The sequence below is a fragment of the Streptomyces sp. NPDC058001 genome (assembly GCF_042886315.1).
Classification (GTDB): Bacteria; Actinomycetota; Actinomycetes; order Streptomycetales; family Streptomycetaceae; genus Streptomyces.
Map to the genome: position 1 here is coordinate 96,305 of NZ_JBHVQT010000021.1, position 14,076 is coordinate 110,380.

The 14,076-nt window shown below is 66.7% G+C and carries 14 protein-coding genes; 4 read left to right on the plus strand and 10 right to left on the minus strand.

Features of this window, described 5'->3' with window-relative positions:
* Positions 1-32: 32 nt before the first annotated feature.
* From ACFVT5_RS39470 to ACFVT5_RS39495, 6 genes are all read right to left on the minus strand, one after another.
* Positions 33-1,583, minus strand: coding sequence for a sugar ABC transporter ATP-binding protein (locus ACFVT5_RS39470; protein ID WP_389898525.1), 1,551 nt, complete (start codon positions 1,581-1,583; stop codon positions 33-35).
* Between the two features lie 2 nt (positions 1,584-1,585).
* The gene (locus ACFVT5_RS39475) at positions 1,586-2,548 is read right to left on the minus strand and encodes a sugar ABC transporter substrate-binding protein (RefSeq protein ID WP_389898528.1); all 963 of its coding nucleotides are present in this window, start codon (positions 2,546-2,548) and stop codon (positions 1,586-1,588) included.
* Positions 2,549-2,969: 421 nt separating this feature from the next.
* Positions 2,970-3,638: a GntR family transcriptional regulator gene (locus ACFVT5_RS39480; protein WP_389898530.1), complete on the minus strand. Its 669-nt coding sequence runs from the start codon at positions 3,636-3,638 to the stop codon at positions 2,970-2,972.
* Between the two features lie 8 nt (positions 3,639-3,646).
* Complete coding sequence (locus tag ACFVT5_RS39485) at positions 3,647-4,213, minus strand: VOC family protein (RefSeq protein WP_389898533.1); 567 nt, start codon at positions 4,211-4,213, stop codon at positions 3,647-3,649.
* Complete coding sequence (locus tag ACFVT5_RS39490) at positions 4,210-4,749, minus strand: VOC family protein (RefSeq protein WP_389898536.1); 540 nt, start codon at positions 4,747-4,749, stop codon at positions 4,210-4,212. Before ACFVT5_RS39490 ends, ACFVT5_RS39485 begins: the two co-directional genes overlap by 4 nt.
* The gene (locus ACFVT5_RS39495) at positions 4,746-5,984 is read right to left on the minus strand and encodes an alpha/beta fold hydrolase (RefSeq protein ID WP_389898539.1); all 1,239 of its coding nucleotides are present in this window, start codon (positions 5,982-5,984) and stop codon (positions 4,746-4,748) included. The genes ACFVT5_RS39490 and ACFVT5_RS39495 overlap by 4 nt, the downstream gene beginning before the upstream one ends.
* A gap of 206 nt (positions 5,985-6,190) precedes the next feature.
* Here ACFVT5_RS39495 and ACFVT5_RS39500 point away from each other — a divergent pair, with 206 nt between their 5' ends.
* Together ACFVT5_RS39500 and ACFVT5_RS39505 are read left to right on the plus strand one after the other, a co-directional pair.
* Positions 6,191-8,368: a thiamine pyrophosphate-dependent enzyme gene (locus ACFVT5_RS39500; RefSeq protein WP_389898542.1), complete on the plus strand. Its 2,178-nt coding sequence runs from the start codon at positions 6,191-6,193 to the stop codon at positions 8,366-8,368.
* Between the two features lie 32 nt (positions 8,369-8,400).
* The gene (locus ACFVT5_RS39505) at positions 8,401-9,711 is read left to right on the plus strand and encodes a dihydrolipoamide acetyltransferase family protein (RefSeq protein ID WP_389898545.1); all 1,311 of its coding nucleotides are present in this window, start codon (positions 8,401-8,403) and stop codon (positions 9,709-9,711) included.
* A 626-nt stretch (positions 9,712-10,337) separates the two neighbouring features.
* On the opposite strand, the gene ACFVT5_RS39510 is transcribed toward ACFVT5_RS39505, so the two are convergent.
* From ACFVT5_RS39510 to ACFVT5_RS39520, 3 genes are all read right to left on the minus strand, one after another.
* On the minus strand, positions 10,338-10,769 hold the full coding sequence (locus ACFVT5_RS39510; RefSeq protein ID WP_389898548.1) for a Rid family hydrolase: 432 nt from the start codon (positions 10,767-10,769) through the stop codon (positions 10,338-10,340).
* Between the two features lie 518 nt (positions 10,770-11,287).
* Positions 11,288-11,626 carry a GNAT family N-acetyltransferase gene (locus tag ACFVT5_RS39515; protein ID WP_389898551.1) on the minus strand — a complete coding sequence of 113 codons (339 nt, stop codon included), beginning with the start codon at positions 11,624-11,626 and terminating at the stop codon, positions 11,288-11,290.
* Between the two features lie 22 nt (positions 11,627-11,648).
* On the minus strand, positions 11,649-12,638 hold the full coding sequence (locus ACFVT5_RS39520; RefSeq protein WP_389898554.1) for a pirin family protein: 990 nt from the start codon (positions 12,636-12,638) through the stop codon (positions 11,649-11,651).
* 119 nt (positions 12,639-12,757) lie between these two features.
* Here ACFVT5_RS39520 and ACFVT5_RS39525 point away from each other — a divergent pair, with 119 nt between their 5' ends.
* A complete protein-coding gene (locus tag ACFVT5_RS39525; protein ID WP_389898556.1) occupies positions 12,758-13,246 on the plus strand; it encodes a carboxymuconolactone decarboxylase family protein in 489 nt (162 codons plus the stop codon).
* A 58-nt stretch (positions 13,247-13,304) separates the two neighbouring features.
* The gene (locus tag ACFVT5_RS39530) at positions 13,305-13,523 is read left to right on the plus strand and encodes a hypothetical protein (RefSeq protein ID WP_389898558.1); all 219 of its coding nucleotides are present in this window, start codon (positions 13,305-13,307) and stop codon (positions 13,521-13,523) included.
* 24 nt (positions 13,524-13,547) lie between these two features.
* On the opposite strand, the gene ACFVT5_RS39535 is transcribed toward ACFVT5_RS39530, so the two are convergent.
* On the minus strand, positions 13,548-13,988 hold the full coding sequence (locus ACFVT5_RS39535) for a MarR family winged helix-turn-helix transcriptional regulator (RefSeq protein ID WP_389898656.1): 441 nt from the start codon (positions 13,986-13,988) through the stop codon (positions 13,548-13,550).
* Positions 13,989-14,076: the final 88 nt, after the last annotated feature.

Sequence of the window (14,076 nt, forward strand, 5' to 3'; positions counted from 1 at the left end):
CGGTTTCTCCGGATTCTCGATGGCGCGGCACGTCAGGCGTAGCAGAGGTGCAGCATGTTGGGGACGGTGATGTCGCCGGAGGTGAGTTCGCCGACGAGGCGGCCTTCGGACATGACCAGGACGCGGTTGCATTCGAGGAGTTCTTCGAACTCGGAGGAAATGACCAGGACGGCGGTACCCGCCGCGTTGGTTTCACGGACGCGGGCGTAGATGTCGGCGCGTGCGCCCACGTCTACCCCGCGGGTGGGTTCGTCCATGATCAGGATCTTCGGCTGGGTGGCCAGCCAGCGGCCCATGACGACCTTCTGCTGATTGCCTCCGCTGAGGCCGAGGACTGGTTGGCGGGGGTCCCCGGCCTTGATCCCGAGCGTGCGGCAGGTCTCCTTTGCGGCGGCCCGGGAGGCTCGCGGGCTGATGAACGGCAGCCATCTACTCGCGCGCCGGCGATCCCACACCGTGATGTGGAGGTTGTCCTCGACGGAGTGGGTGAGGAACAGGGCCTCGGAGCGCCGCTCTTCCGGTACGTACGCCACGCCACGGGCGATGGCCTGCGGGATGGAGCCAGGGCGGTAGGGCTGCCCCTCCAGTGTCATCGTTCCGCTGTCCGGGCGGTCGGCTCCGAAGATCAGTCGCGCCAGTTCTGTTCGTCCGGAGCCGACGAGCCCTGCGATGCCGACGACCTCGCCCTCGTGCAGGGTCAGGGAGACGTCGTGCACGGCCCTCCCTCGGCTGAGGCGGTCCAGCCGCAGGGCGACGGGGGTGTGCTCGGTCGTTCGGAATGCGGTGGCTCCTGCTCCGGGAGTGACCGCATGGCCCACGATGGCGCGGACGACGGCATCGCGTGTGAGATCGGTTCTGGGCAGGGTCAGCGACACCAATCCGTCCCGGAAGGCGGTGACCCGATCGCAGACTTCAGTCACTTCGTCGAGCCGGTGACTGATGAACACCACCGCGACCCCCGAGGCCGCCAACTCCCGTGTCACCTTGAGGAGTTTGGCTGCCTCCTGAGCGTCCAGGGATGCGGTCGGCTCGTCCATGGCGATGAGGGTGCGGTCCTCGACGAGTGCCCGCGCGATGGTGACCAGCCATTGCTGATGGACGGTCAGTTCGGCGACAGGGGTGTCGAGTGAGAAGTCGATCCCCACGCGTTCGGCGGCCTGGAGCACCGCGGGCGGCACTTTGCGGAGTCGGCGCAGGGCCAGCATTGAGCCCCGGTGGCTGCCGAGCATGATGTTCTGCGCCCCGGTGAAGGACTTCACCAGGTTCAGTTCCTGGTGGATGAAGGCGAGGCCGAGCCGGGCTGCCTCGGAGGGACCGTGGACGTGGGTGCCCTCGCCGTCGACGAGGATGTCTCCCTCGTCGGGCTGTTCCAGTCCGGCCAGGCAGCGGATCAGTGTGGATTTGCCGGCACCGTTGGCGCCCACCAGTCCGTGGATCTCGCCTCGCCGGAACGAGACGTCCACGCCGCGCAGCGCACGGATCGCACCGTAGGTCTTGACCAGACCCCGCACCTGGATCAGTGGCTCGCTCTCGTGGACGGCGGCGGTCCGGTCGGAAGGAGCTTCTGATGCTTGTGACCCCATGGTTACTTCCTCAACTCGGGGTGGTCGGCGAGGAAGGCATCGACGTTGGTCTTGTCGATGATCTGGTAGTCGCCGTCGATCTCGACCTGCTGGAAGTCCTCGGGGGCAGTCCAGTACTTCTCAAGGAGCCGGGCGATCTCGCGCCCCTGCGAGGGGCCGTCGATCCACTGGGTCGCCGTCAGCTTGCCGGCCTTGACCAGGGACAGCGCCTCGGCGGTGCCGTTGAGGCCGTAGGTTTTCACGTCGGTGCGTCCGAGCTGGCGAAGTGCTGCGACGGCGCCTGTGGCCGGATCGTCGAAGCAGGACCATACGGCGAGGTTGTCGCCCTTGGGATGGGCCTGGGCCCATGCCTGAGTGGCCTTGTCGGCGGCCTCGACCTGGCCGGGGATGGTGACCTGCTGGGAGACCGTCTTGATGTCGGTCTTCTTCAGGGTCTTGTCCAGAGCGGCCTCGCGGCGCTGGCAGGGCAGGCCGGGACGATATCCGAGGGCCAGCAGGGAGCCCTTGCCCTCAAGGTCCTTCACCACTCGTTCGGCCATGGGCTCGCCCAGGGACACGTCTGCGGCGATGGGGACGCCCGGCCCGAGGCCGCCGCCCCAGTTGGCGACCGGGATTCCTGCCGACTGGGCCGTGGCGACTCCGGAGGCGAGCGCATCGGTGGGGAAGACGGAGATGGCGATGGCGTCGACGCCTCGTGTGGCCAGGTTGGTCAGCGCGGTGTTGGCAGAGTCGACGCTGCCGTTCGCGTCCACCTCGGTGATCTTCCAGCCTTTGCTCTTGCCGTACTCGGCGATGGCGTCGAGGGCGCTGTTGGCGTAGACGTCCGAACCGGAGAAGCGGATCAGCCCAACAGTCTTCGCCCCGTCCCCGGACGTGCCGGAGGCTCCGGCATTGCAGCCGGCGAGGACGGCGGTCAAGGTGCTGGACACGGCAAGGGCCATGGCGGCGGCAGTGCGGCGTTTCACGGAGCGCTCCTTCGGGAGGGCGGCGAAGACGGCTGCCACAAAGAGGCACGGGCAAGACTTCGCGGCCTGCGGTTGGGGGTCCCGGGAGGGTCCCGGGTGTCGCGTTCTCGTCGGGTGGGGCCCGGAAAGGCCGAGGCGACAGCGCGGATGAGGTGATCCCCCTCGTAACCGAGGAGGCTTCAATGGATCCATCTGGAGATGTTCCTGTGATGAAGCCGAGAATCACCCCAGAGACAGCCCTAGTCAACCGGTTACGCTGACCCGACTGTATTACGGTTATGTAACGTGATCATTTGTATGGATCCACCTGGCCATATGCGGGACGCGGCTCGCCGAGCGCCGCGAGTGAGGGGGGGCACGCCGAGCAGGCGGGTCGCCTGCGATCGCGGCCCGCCTCGTGGAGGTGATGCTCAGGCTTGCTTCACTCTTCGTGGAAGAGCTCAGGATGGCGTGACAGGGCCAGGCGGGTGCGGCGAATATGCCCCACCAGGAAGCGCTCGGCGTCCACGGGGTCGCCCCGCTTGATCGCCTCGATGATCAGCCGGTGCTCATAGTTGATGAGCTGATACCCAGTGGGGTCGACGAGCCGCGCGTAGGCACGCCGGTAGTGCTGCGTGGTGTTCCAGAATCGCCGCACCATGGAGCGGAGCTGATCATCACGGCAGCCCGAGTACGTGATCAGGTGAAGCTCTCTGTCGAGAACGAGGAAGTGGTCGACATCCTGATTGGATTCGATCTCACTCTGAATCTCGTCCAGCCGCGCGATGTCGTCCGAGCTGAGATTCGGAATGGACTCGATCAGAGCGAGCGGCTCCACCCGTTCCCGCAGTTTGTACGTCGCCTGGCACTCCGCGAGGTCCATCTTGGAAACCCAGGCTCCGCTGTTCGGCTTGAGGACGACCAGGCCCTCCGCCGCGAGGATACGCAGCGCTTCACGCACCGGCAGCCGACTGGATCCCAGGGACGCCGCCACTTCCTCCTGCATGATCCTCGTACCGGGCTTCAGCTCCCCGGAGAGGATGTGTTTGCGCAGTGTGTCGGCGACCCTCTCGCTGGCTACCGAGGACGAACCGTCGAGGTCTGGCGGCATGCTGTTCCTTAATGTGGCCAATGTCCGGGCATCTCAGGTTGCCACAACCGCACCCCACGGCCCGCACTCTGGTCCAGTCCCTTCTCGTAAGCCTTGCCGTGCGGGAAGGAGACAAGTTCCAGCTGCATGCCCCAGGGGGTGAGGAAGTACACCCAGCGCTGCCCTTCACTCGGACCGGAGCTGTGGGTGGGCGCGCCGAGGACCGTCACCTCGTGCGCCCGCAGATGGGTGACAGCCTCGTCCAAGTCCTGGACGTAGAAGGCGAGATGATGGCCGCCGATGTCGCTGTTACGTGGCGGGACCGGATTCTGGTTCGGCGATTCGTACTCGAAGACCTCGAAGTTCGGGCCGTTGGCGCAGCGAAGGAAGCTCAGGCGGCGCATCACGGCGCGTGGGTGGACATTGAGGTGGTCGGCCATCCATGTGTCGTCGGCATGGAAGGGGCCCAGCGTGTACACGAGTTCGCAGCCGATCACGGTGGTGAAGAAGTCCGTGGCCTCCTCCAGGTCGGGCACCGTGAAGCCGATGTGCTCGACACCTGCCAGGCCCGGCAGGCCGTTCCGGCGTGCTGTCACCGCAGCTTCCCGGGGATCGGTTCGGAGGGCCTGCGGCGCTGTGGTACCTCGATCGCCTCGACGATCAGACCGACGCTGTCCTGGGTGTCGAAGTAGGCGAATCCGCCGTCGCGGTCCTCCCCGTAGCCGCTTCCGGACTGAAGCAGGGTGATGCCGCCGGCCGTCACGTGACGGACAGTCGCCTCGATCGAGGGCACCCTGAAGCCGAGATGGTGCAGGCCGTAGCCGTGCTCTGTGATCCATTCGGTGTAGATGCTGGGCCCGTCGAGCGATTCGATCAGTTCGATCTGCGGGGCGCTGCCGGTGAGCGCGACACGCATCCGGAAGGTACCTTCCCCGCCTCGGTATCCGAGGCGGGGAACGGTCTCGGGACCGTAGGTGTAGACGAGCCAGTCGTCCGTGCCCAGCAGGGCGGACCAGGTCGCGATGCCGGCTTCCAGGTCGGGCACGAGGATGCCGACCTGGGTGACGGGCAGTCCAGCCAGGGGAGCCGGCAGGAGGTGGGCCGACGGCACGCCAGGGGGAAATCCGGTCATCGCGAAGTCTCCCTGACGAAACTGCGGACGGTGTCGTTGAACTCGACCGGGTTCTCGATCATGGGGTAGTGGCCGGTGCCTTCCAGGACGGCGATCCGGCTGCCGGGGATGCGGCCGGCGACCTGCTCGACCATGTCCTGCGGGACGAGCCAGTCCGCGTCCCCGCGCAGCAGAAGCACCGGGCTCTTGATGCCGCCCACCTGGTCACGGCGGTCGAAGCCCGCATAGCCGGTGAGGTCCGCCGCGATCACTTCCGGGCAGACCCTGCGCAGCTGCCACACGACTTCGCGTGCGCGCTGCGGGGGAGTGCGGTGGCCGGTCATGGACTCGGACCAGCCTTCCAGGATCTGCGCGCCGTTCAGGAGCAGCATCTCCAGCAGGGTGTCGCTGACCGTCGGGGTGTAGTCGGAGCCCTCCGCCGAGATCACGGCTTGGTAGAAGTCCGGCCGTCGGGCGGCGAGTTCGAGGACCATGTTACCGCCCATCGAGCAACCCACGACAACCGGGTTCTCAAGCCCCAGCGCTGTCATGAACGCCTCGTTGAAGTCGGCGTGGTCGCTGATGGACCGGAACGCTCCATGCGGCGGTTCGAGGGTCTTGCCGTGGCCGGGAGCGTCGATGGAGATCACGCGGAACTCGTCGGACAGGCCCTCCAGCACGTGGCGGTACATCAGAGTGTCCTGGCCCGCCGCGTGGATGCAGACGATCGGGATGCCGTCCCCCGCCTCCTCGTAGTACGTCCGCAGGCCGGCCACCTCGACGTAGCGCCCCGTGATCGCGGTGTGGCGATCCGTCGCGGGGTCCGCCGAGTACGGGCCGGGTTCGGCCGTGGGCTTGCCGGCGACTGACAGCGCACCGAGCAGACGCCACATGGCCTTGACGTTACGCATGGCGGCGACGCCGTCGCCCTCCACGGTGATGCTGCCGAGGCCGGGCGAGGTACCCCTGAACCAGTCGGTGTCGCCGTCGATCACTCGGCGCCATTCCGCATCCGGGGCGGCGATGGTGATGTCGGCCCCCTGTGGGTGCGTGCCCCGTCGGGCGGAGACGGCCCGCCCGTCGCGGGTGTCGATGGTCCAAGAGGTCTGGTCGCTGCGGAATTCGATGCGGGCGGGGAAGTACTTGGCCGCCTCCCCCCACTGACTGTCCCCGTTGAGTTCAGCGAGGACCGTCTCCCACCAGGACTCCTGCTCGAACTCTTCGAGGGCGCTGGAAGCGCTCGTCACCTTCGACATGGTGTCACCCTCCATTGGATCCATTAGGCTCTTCGCGAAGACACTCGTTGCTGAAATCCAGCTAGTCAATGCCCTTAACGGCAATGTCTAGGTAACGTAAAGATAACGTAGACTTGCGTATGGATCCATTGAAGGAGAGTGTGGGGCAACAGCACAAGCTGGGTTTCCCGCCCGGCCGAGCCGCGCGCTCATCTCTGGAGGCGTCCGTGCCCACTTACAAGAAGCTCACGCCAGCATCCCCCTGGGTGAAGGTCGCTGCGACCAAAAGGGACTGGGACACCGCCGATCCCGCTCTGCTGATGTCGATGTTCAGCCAGACACTCCTCATCCGCACCTTCGAGGAGTACGTTCTGTCGCTCGCCTCTCAAGGGCTGGTTCACGGGCCCGCGCACTCCAGCATCGGCCAGGAGGGCGGCGCCGTCGGCTCGGTCCTCGCGCTCACCGGCAGCGACTATGTGAACGGATCGCACCGCGGACACCACCAGTTCCTGGCCAAGGCGCTGGGATATGTGGCGCCCGACGGAATCGACCCTCGGGTCCCTCTTCCCGAGGCGGTGCGCACCGTCCTCTCCCGCAGCCTGTCCGAGATCTGTGGCCTGGCCGACGGCTACTGCCACGGGCGTGGTGGATCGATGCACCTGCGGTGGCGCGAGGCGGGCGCCATGGGAACGAACGCCATCGTGGGCGGCGGCGTTCCACAGGCCACGGGATTCGCCTGGGCGGCACGCCACGCCGGTACGGACGCGGTATCCGTCTCCTACTTCGGTGACGGTGCGGTCAACATTGGATCCGTCCTGGAGAGCCTCAATCTCGCGGGCGCGTGGCAGTTGCCGGTGTGCTTCTTCATCGAAAACAATCAGTACGCGGTCTCGACCCACGTCGACGAGGTCACCGCCGAGCCGCGGCTGTCGGCCCGAGCCCTGGGATTCAACATCCCCAGCTGGCGCGTCGACGGCATGGATCCGCTGGCCGTCCACCTGGCCACCGGCGAAGCAGTGGCCCATATGAGGCAGGGCAAGGGCCCCACCGTCGTAGAGGCGGATGTCTACCGCTACTTCCATCAGAACGGCCCGTTCCCGGGCAGTGCCTTCGGTTACCGGACCAAGGAGGAGGAGCAGCAGTGGCGGGAACGCGACCCGCTGGCGCTCGTCTCCTCCCATCTGGTACGGCGGGGGATCCTCACCGAAGAAGAGGTGACACGGTGCACGCGCCGTGCGCAGGCTGAGATGGAAGCTGTCGGGAGTGAACTGCTGGAGCCCGTGCCGGGAGGCAAGCCGGGGCAACGGCAGATCAAGCCGCAGTTGTGGCCGGACCCTGAGTTCCGTGACGTCGGGCTCCGTGGCAACCTCAGCGAGTTCGAGGGGGCCCGCACCGCCGAGCTCTCCGACTTCGCCGGCGCCACGCAGGAACGCAAGTTCATCGACGTGGTGGCCGGGGTGATGCACCGGCGTATGTCCGAGGACGACCGCATCGTCGTGATGGGCGAGGACGTGCACCGCCTCAAGGGCGGTACGAACGGTGCCACGCGCGGCCTTCCCGAGCTGTTTCCCAACCGTGTCCTCGGCACACCCATCAGTGAGAACGCCTTCGCCGGCCTCGCGGGCGGTATCGCACTGGAGGGCCGCTCTCGGCCGGTGGTGGAGTTCATGTACGCGGACTTCATGTGGGTGGCGGCGGACCAGCTGTTCAACCAGATCGGCAAGGCACGGCACATGTTCGGGGGCGACAGCGACGTCCCCCTGGTTCTGCGCAGCAAGGTGGCCATGGGCACCGGCTACGGCTCGCAGCACTCCATGGATCCGGCGGGCATCCTCGCCACTGCGGCCGGCTGGCGCATCGTCGCGCCGTCCACCCCCTTCGACTACATCGGCCTCATGAACAGCGCGCTGCGCTGTAACGACCCCGTGGTCGTACTGGAACACGTCGATCTCTACCCGTCCACCGGGGAGGTCCCGGTGGACGACTACGACTATCACCTGCCCGTGGGGAAGGCCGTCGTACGCCGAACCGGGTCGGACATCACCGTGCTGACCTACCTGGCGATGACGCGTTACGTCCTTCAGGCCGTAGAAGGCGGTGACGTGGACGCGGAGGTGGTCGACCTGCGTTGGCTGGACCGGGCCAGCATCGACTGGGACACCATCGGTGCGAGCATCCGCAAGACCAACAACGTCCTGATCGCCGAACAGGGAGCCCTCGGCACCTCCTACGGCGCATGGCTGGCGGACGAGATCCAGCGTCGCTACTTCGACTGGCTGGACCAGCCCGTGCAACGGGTCACCGGAGGCGAGGCATCTCCGAGCATCAGCAAGGTCCTCGAACGAGCGGCCATCGCACAGACCGAAGAAGTCGCCGCACAGCTCAAGAAGATCACCGGTCGCTGAACCGCCGACACCTACGCAACACGGAGGAAACCATGGCTGACCTGCTCCGCATGCCGGAGGTCGCAGCCGGTTCGACGGCGGCGGTCCTGTCCGGTTGGCCCATCGCCGACGGCGCTTCGTTCAGCGCGGGCGACGCACTCGTGGTCGTCGAGACCGACAAGGCCGAGGTGGACGTGCCGGCCACCATGGACGGCAGTCTGCTCAAGACCCTCGTCCCCGCCGGCACCGAGGTGGAAGTCGGCAGCCCCATCGCGGTGATCACCACGCCGGGAGAGGAGGTGACGGACCTCGACGCCCTCCTCGTCAGCCTCGGCATCACACAAACCCCGGAGCTCAAGGTGGCCGCGCGCCGCGACGTTCCCGATCCCGCATCGGCGGCGCCGGCGTCCGAACCGCCGACACACCTCCCGCACCAGTCCCAGGACCGAATCTTCGCCAGCCCTCTGGCCCGCCGCCTGGCCCGCGAGGCCGGCATAGCCATCGAGTCGATCACCGGGACTGGACCAGGCGGGCGCATTGTCCGCGACGACGTCACCCGCGCTGTGGCTGCCCACGGATCGCAGCCGACCGCCGCAACACCGGCCCCGGCGCCCGCGACACCACGCACGACCGAGACCGCGCCGGCCCCCGCACACCGGACCGCGGCACCCGACATCGGTGGGCCGTACGAGACGCTCCCGCACTCCCGTATCCGTCGCGCGATTGCCACCCGGCTCACTGAGAGCAAGCAGAACGCCCCCCACTTCTACCTCAAGGGACAGGTCGACGTCAGTGAGCTCCTGTCACTGCGACAGAAGCTCAACGCGGCAGGTGACACGAAGATTTCCGTCAACGACCTACTCATCAAGGCGATCGCCAAGGCTCATGTCCAAGTCCCCGAGATGAACGTCGTCTGGACCGACGAAGCGGTGCGCCGTTTCCACGCTGTCGACATCTCGGTGGCCATAGCCACCGAGTCCGGCCTGGTCACTCCCGTGCTGCGGAACGTCGGCGGCCTCTCCGTATCAGCCATCTCCGCTCAGGTCCGCGCCTTCGGGGAGCAGGCCCGCAGCGGCTCTCTGCGCCAGAGCGACCTCGAAGGGGGCTCGATCACCATCAGCAACCTGGGTATGTACGGAGTCGAGGAGTTCAGCGCGATCATCAACCCACCCCAAGCCGCCATCCTTGCCGTCGGCACGACCACGCGCGCTCCGGTCGTCGCGGACGACGGAAGTCTCCAGGCAGCGGACCTGATGACCCTGACCCTGTCGGTCGACCACCGTCCCGTGGACGGCACCCTGGCGGCCCGCTGGTTCTCCGCGCTGCGGCAGCACATCGAGACGCCTATACGGCTGCTGACCTGAACGACGGTTCCCCTCCGCTACCCACTGGGACGGAGCACCGGGAAGCTCCGAGGCTTCCTGTGACGCGGCGTCACATGACGAGTCGCGAGAGCCTCTCGGTTCATTACGGGCCGCGAATACCGGAAGCCGCTGCGCGGAGGAACTACTCGGCAGAAAGGGAGAGTAACCATGTTCACTGAGAACCGTTGGCTCGTAGGATTCCGATTCCGTACAGCAAGCGGCCGGTTCGTACGCCACTTCTATCTGGTGGACGACTACGCCGACCCGCAGAGGGCCCATGAGGCAGCCCTGCACACGGCCGATGGTCCCACGGAGTGGGCTGCCCGCGGCAACGCTCCCCTCGACGGGGCAGGTGTCGAGATTCACCGGGTCGCGCCCGACTCCATGGGGATGTGGCGGCTCTCTGATCCTGTCCTTCTCAATACCGCATGACCAACTGTCCATACTTCATAGAAGGTTTGGCGGCTGATTCGGAACCGCCTCGGTCGGCCTGCGGATTCAGGGACGGTTCCAAGCCGCCGCATGCCCGTGAGCGGATGTGCGGTGTCTGGCGGCAAGCTCCACCGCTTCGCCCCTGATGGCACCAGGTCACATGTCACGGCCGGACGGGCGTATGACGGGACTGGTCAGACCCGGGCGATGAACTTGATCTCGACCAGCAGCTCGGGAAAGGCCAGCCGAGGCGTACCGATCATGGTACTTGCCACTTGAGGATCCGGCCGGCCGTAGGCTTCCTTGCGTGCCGGGCCTGCCGCCGCGTCACCCGCGTCGGCATCGACCACGTACAGGACCTCGTCAACGACATCGTCCAGCGATGCACCGAACCGTTGCAGTAGTTTCTCGGCGTTGGCGTAGCACTGGCGCATCTGCGTGCCCATATTGGTGAAGTCAGTAACGGTCCCGTCCTCATTGACCGGAGCGGGCGCAACGATCCCCTCCCCTTCGTGGGACACCTGGCCGGAGAGGTAGATGGTGTCGCCACTCTTGATGGCTTGCACGTATCCGTAGCTCTCTTCCCAAGGGACTCCGTGGACTTCGGCATGCTTTGTGTTACTCACGAGGGTGCTCCGATCGTCAAGGTTCGTACGTTGAAAGACGGTAACGAGCCAGGTCCGGGTGGACCAGGATCGCTTGTGCCACTTACAGCCAGGATCGTGGCGGGGCCACAGGACAGTTGTTGTACGGCCGCAAGTCTTCGAGGGCTCCTCCGATACGAGGTAGGAGTGACCCCGACCGCCTACCGGAAGGCATATGGTCCGGGTAGCGCGGCGGCTCCTCGCTTGGATGGCAGGTTGAACAGTGGTTGACGAGCCGGTCAGCCGCTGTCTCGCACCGCGCGAGCGAAGGGTCGGAGGCAACCGAGGTTGCTGACCTGGTGTAGAGGGCATCGCATGGGCCGGGTTGAGCCGACCGTACGGAAACGCTCACGGCAATGTCCTCCGGGGCGGCCGGTGGCGCGTCGAACCGCCTGGCCCACCGGTACCTACAGCCCTGAGAGGAGGGGATGCACGGTCGACCGTCGCGAGGGTACGCCCGTGCCCCCTCCGCCAGGCGAGGGAGGAGTCAACTGGGGTACTCAGCCAAGCTGTGCCTTCAGCCACCGCAGGATGCCGGGTGTGACCGGGTCGGTGATGTCCGCGAACTCGTCGTGCCGCTTGAGGAACTTGGCGACGTAGGGGCAGACCGGGACGATCCGCATTCCGGATGCGCGCACGTCGACGAGTGCCTGCTGGACCAACTGTTGGGCCAGTCCCTGGCCGGCGAAGGCATCGTCGATCTCTGTGTGGAAGAAGACTCGCTGCGCGCCCAGGTCACGGTAGGCGGTCAGACCGGCGCGTTGGCCGTCGACCAGGATCTCGTACCGGCGATCGGCGTCCACACGCTCGACGACCGTGGTAGTGGAGGACTCGCTCATGGTGTGCCTTTCGTAAGGGAGGTCAGCGGGCCGGTGGGTTCCGGCGCGGTGTGATGACGGCGTTCGGCAGAGCCGGTGCGGGAAGGCGGCCGCCGGGGGAGTCCTCGATGACGCCGAAGCGCTCGGAGGAGGCTTCCCAGTCCTCGCGGGCCTTCACCATGTCCTCATGGCTGCGACCGATGAAGTTCCACCACATGACGATCTCCTCGCCGAAGGGAGGCCCTCCGAGGAGGACGGCCCGCGCCGGGGCGTCGGTCTCGTTCACCATCGTCAGGGTGTCCACGCCGCGGGGGACGTAGCCGAGTTCGGCAGGGCGCAGCACCGTGTCGATCAGACGGATGTCCCCGCTGTCCACGAGGAGGCCGTGCTCGAAAGCCGCGTCCACGGCGAGAGGGAGCGTCACGTGGGGTTCGATGACGATCTCGGCGCCGAGCAGCGGCGTGAAGGCCCGGACCGGGGAGGTCCGGCCGGCGAGCGAGCCCAGAAAGACCCTGATGTGGGCTCCGTCGACCTGCGCGAGTTCGGGCACGTAGTGCTGGAAGTCCCGGGCGGCGCTGCGGTGTTCCTCGGGCAGCGCGACCCACAACTGGACGCCGTGGATGACCGTGGTGTTCGGAGTGGAGACCTCCGAGTGGGCGATGCCGTATCCGCCGGTCATGAGGTTCATCTCACCGGGCCGGATCAGGGAGTGGGTTCCGAGGGTGTCGCGATGCTCGAACTCTCCGCTGAACAGCCAGCTCACCGTCTGTAGTCCGGTGTGTGGATGCAGGGGCAGGTCCATGCCACCTGACGCAGCTACGTGGTCCGGGCCGTAGTGATCGGCGAAGCACCAGGCGCCGATGAGTGTGCGCTTCCGCTGGGGCAGCGTCCGCCGCACGCGCATCGCACGTGGACCCCCGAGGGGCACCTCCCGCGCCGACAGGACATCGACCTGCGGGGCTCCGGTCGGCCGGTCGCCTTCGTCGAGCGCACCGCAGCGTAGAGCCTCGACATCGGTTTCCGCGTTGCTCACCGGCACCTCCTGCACGATCTGGTTGTTACGTCAACTATGATGCCACGGAGACAGGCAGATGGCCAAAGCACCCGCACGAACGCGGGCCACTCCGACCGTGGCCCGAAGGAGGCCCCGACGTGAGCATCCACGACCACAGCTCCCCACCCCGCAGGATCTTCATCGACAAACAGAGCCCCAAGGCATTCCATGCCCTGGTGCAGGTTGCGGAGGCCGTCCGAGCAACCGCCTCCGAGGCCGGGCTCGACCGCACCACCGTGGAACTCATCAACCTCCGCGTATCGCAACTCAACGGCTGCGCCTACTGCCTCGACGTACACACCAGAGCGGCCCTGCGCACCGGCGAATCACCGCAGAGACTCGGAACCCTCAGCGCATGGCGGGACACCGGCCTGTTCACTCCCTCGGAGCGCGCCGCCCTGGCGCTGGCCGAGGCCACAACCGATCCGGCGAACGCCGCGATCCAGGCATCCGCCTACGAGGCCGCCCGACAGGTTCTCTCCGAAGACCAGATATCAGCCGCGATCTGGGTGGCGGTCACCATCAACGCGTTCAATCGCGTGTCGATCATGAGCAAGCACCCGGTACCGCTGCATCACGACAAGTAGCGGCGGTTGACCCGCCACGCCGCTGGCCTTCGGCGTAGCCGGCTCAGCGGAGACTTGGTTGACGAGGCGCGCAAATCTGGCGGGCCTGATTGTGGGCCACTTCTGGCCGCCGCTCGGTATCGCGGCGGCCGTCGGCTTCGCTCTCACCGTGATCGGCGCCGTGGGCTGTCACGTCTACGCCGACGTCAGCCCGGGACCCCGGGGAAACGCCATGGCTCTTTTCGTTCTCATCCCGCTCTCAGCGGCCACCGCGGCGACGCTCACGCCAGCCACATGACCCACGCCGGGTCGCCCGTTCCAGTCAGGATGGGTCCTCGTCCAGCTTCTCCACCACGCGCTCGGAGATCCGAGCCAGCAACCGCAGCTCCGACGGCGTGACATTGTCAAGGAAAAGCTTACGCACCGCCTCCATATGACGCGGGGCGGCGACTTCGATCACCGCTCGCCCCTGGTCTGTGATCACCACGAACGTGCCACGGCCGTCCTCAAGGCATTCGTCCCGCACCACCAGACCACGCTTCAGCATCCGGGCGATGTGATGGGACGTCCGGCTCTTCTCCCACTCCAACGCCCTGGCAATGTCCAGAAACCGTCGCCGCCCGTCCGGTACGTCCATCAGCTCGGCCAGCACGGCGAAGTCCGCAGGCGACACGTTGGACTCCGTCTGCAACAAGTGGGACAACCGGCCCATGAGCCTCTCATGCATGCGCACGAAGCTCCGCCACGCATGCTGCTCCTCCACCGTCAACCTACGCACCGCCTGTTCCATGAAGAGGCCGCGGCCGCTCGTCGACGGTCCGGCCCTCGGCCCACGACGGTTGGCTCACTCG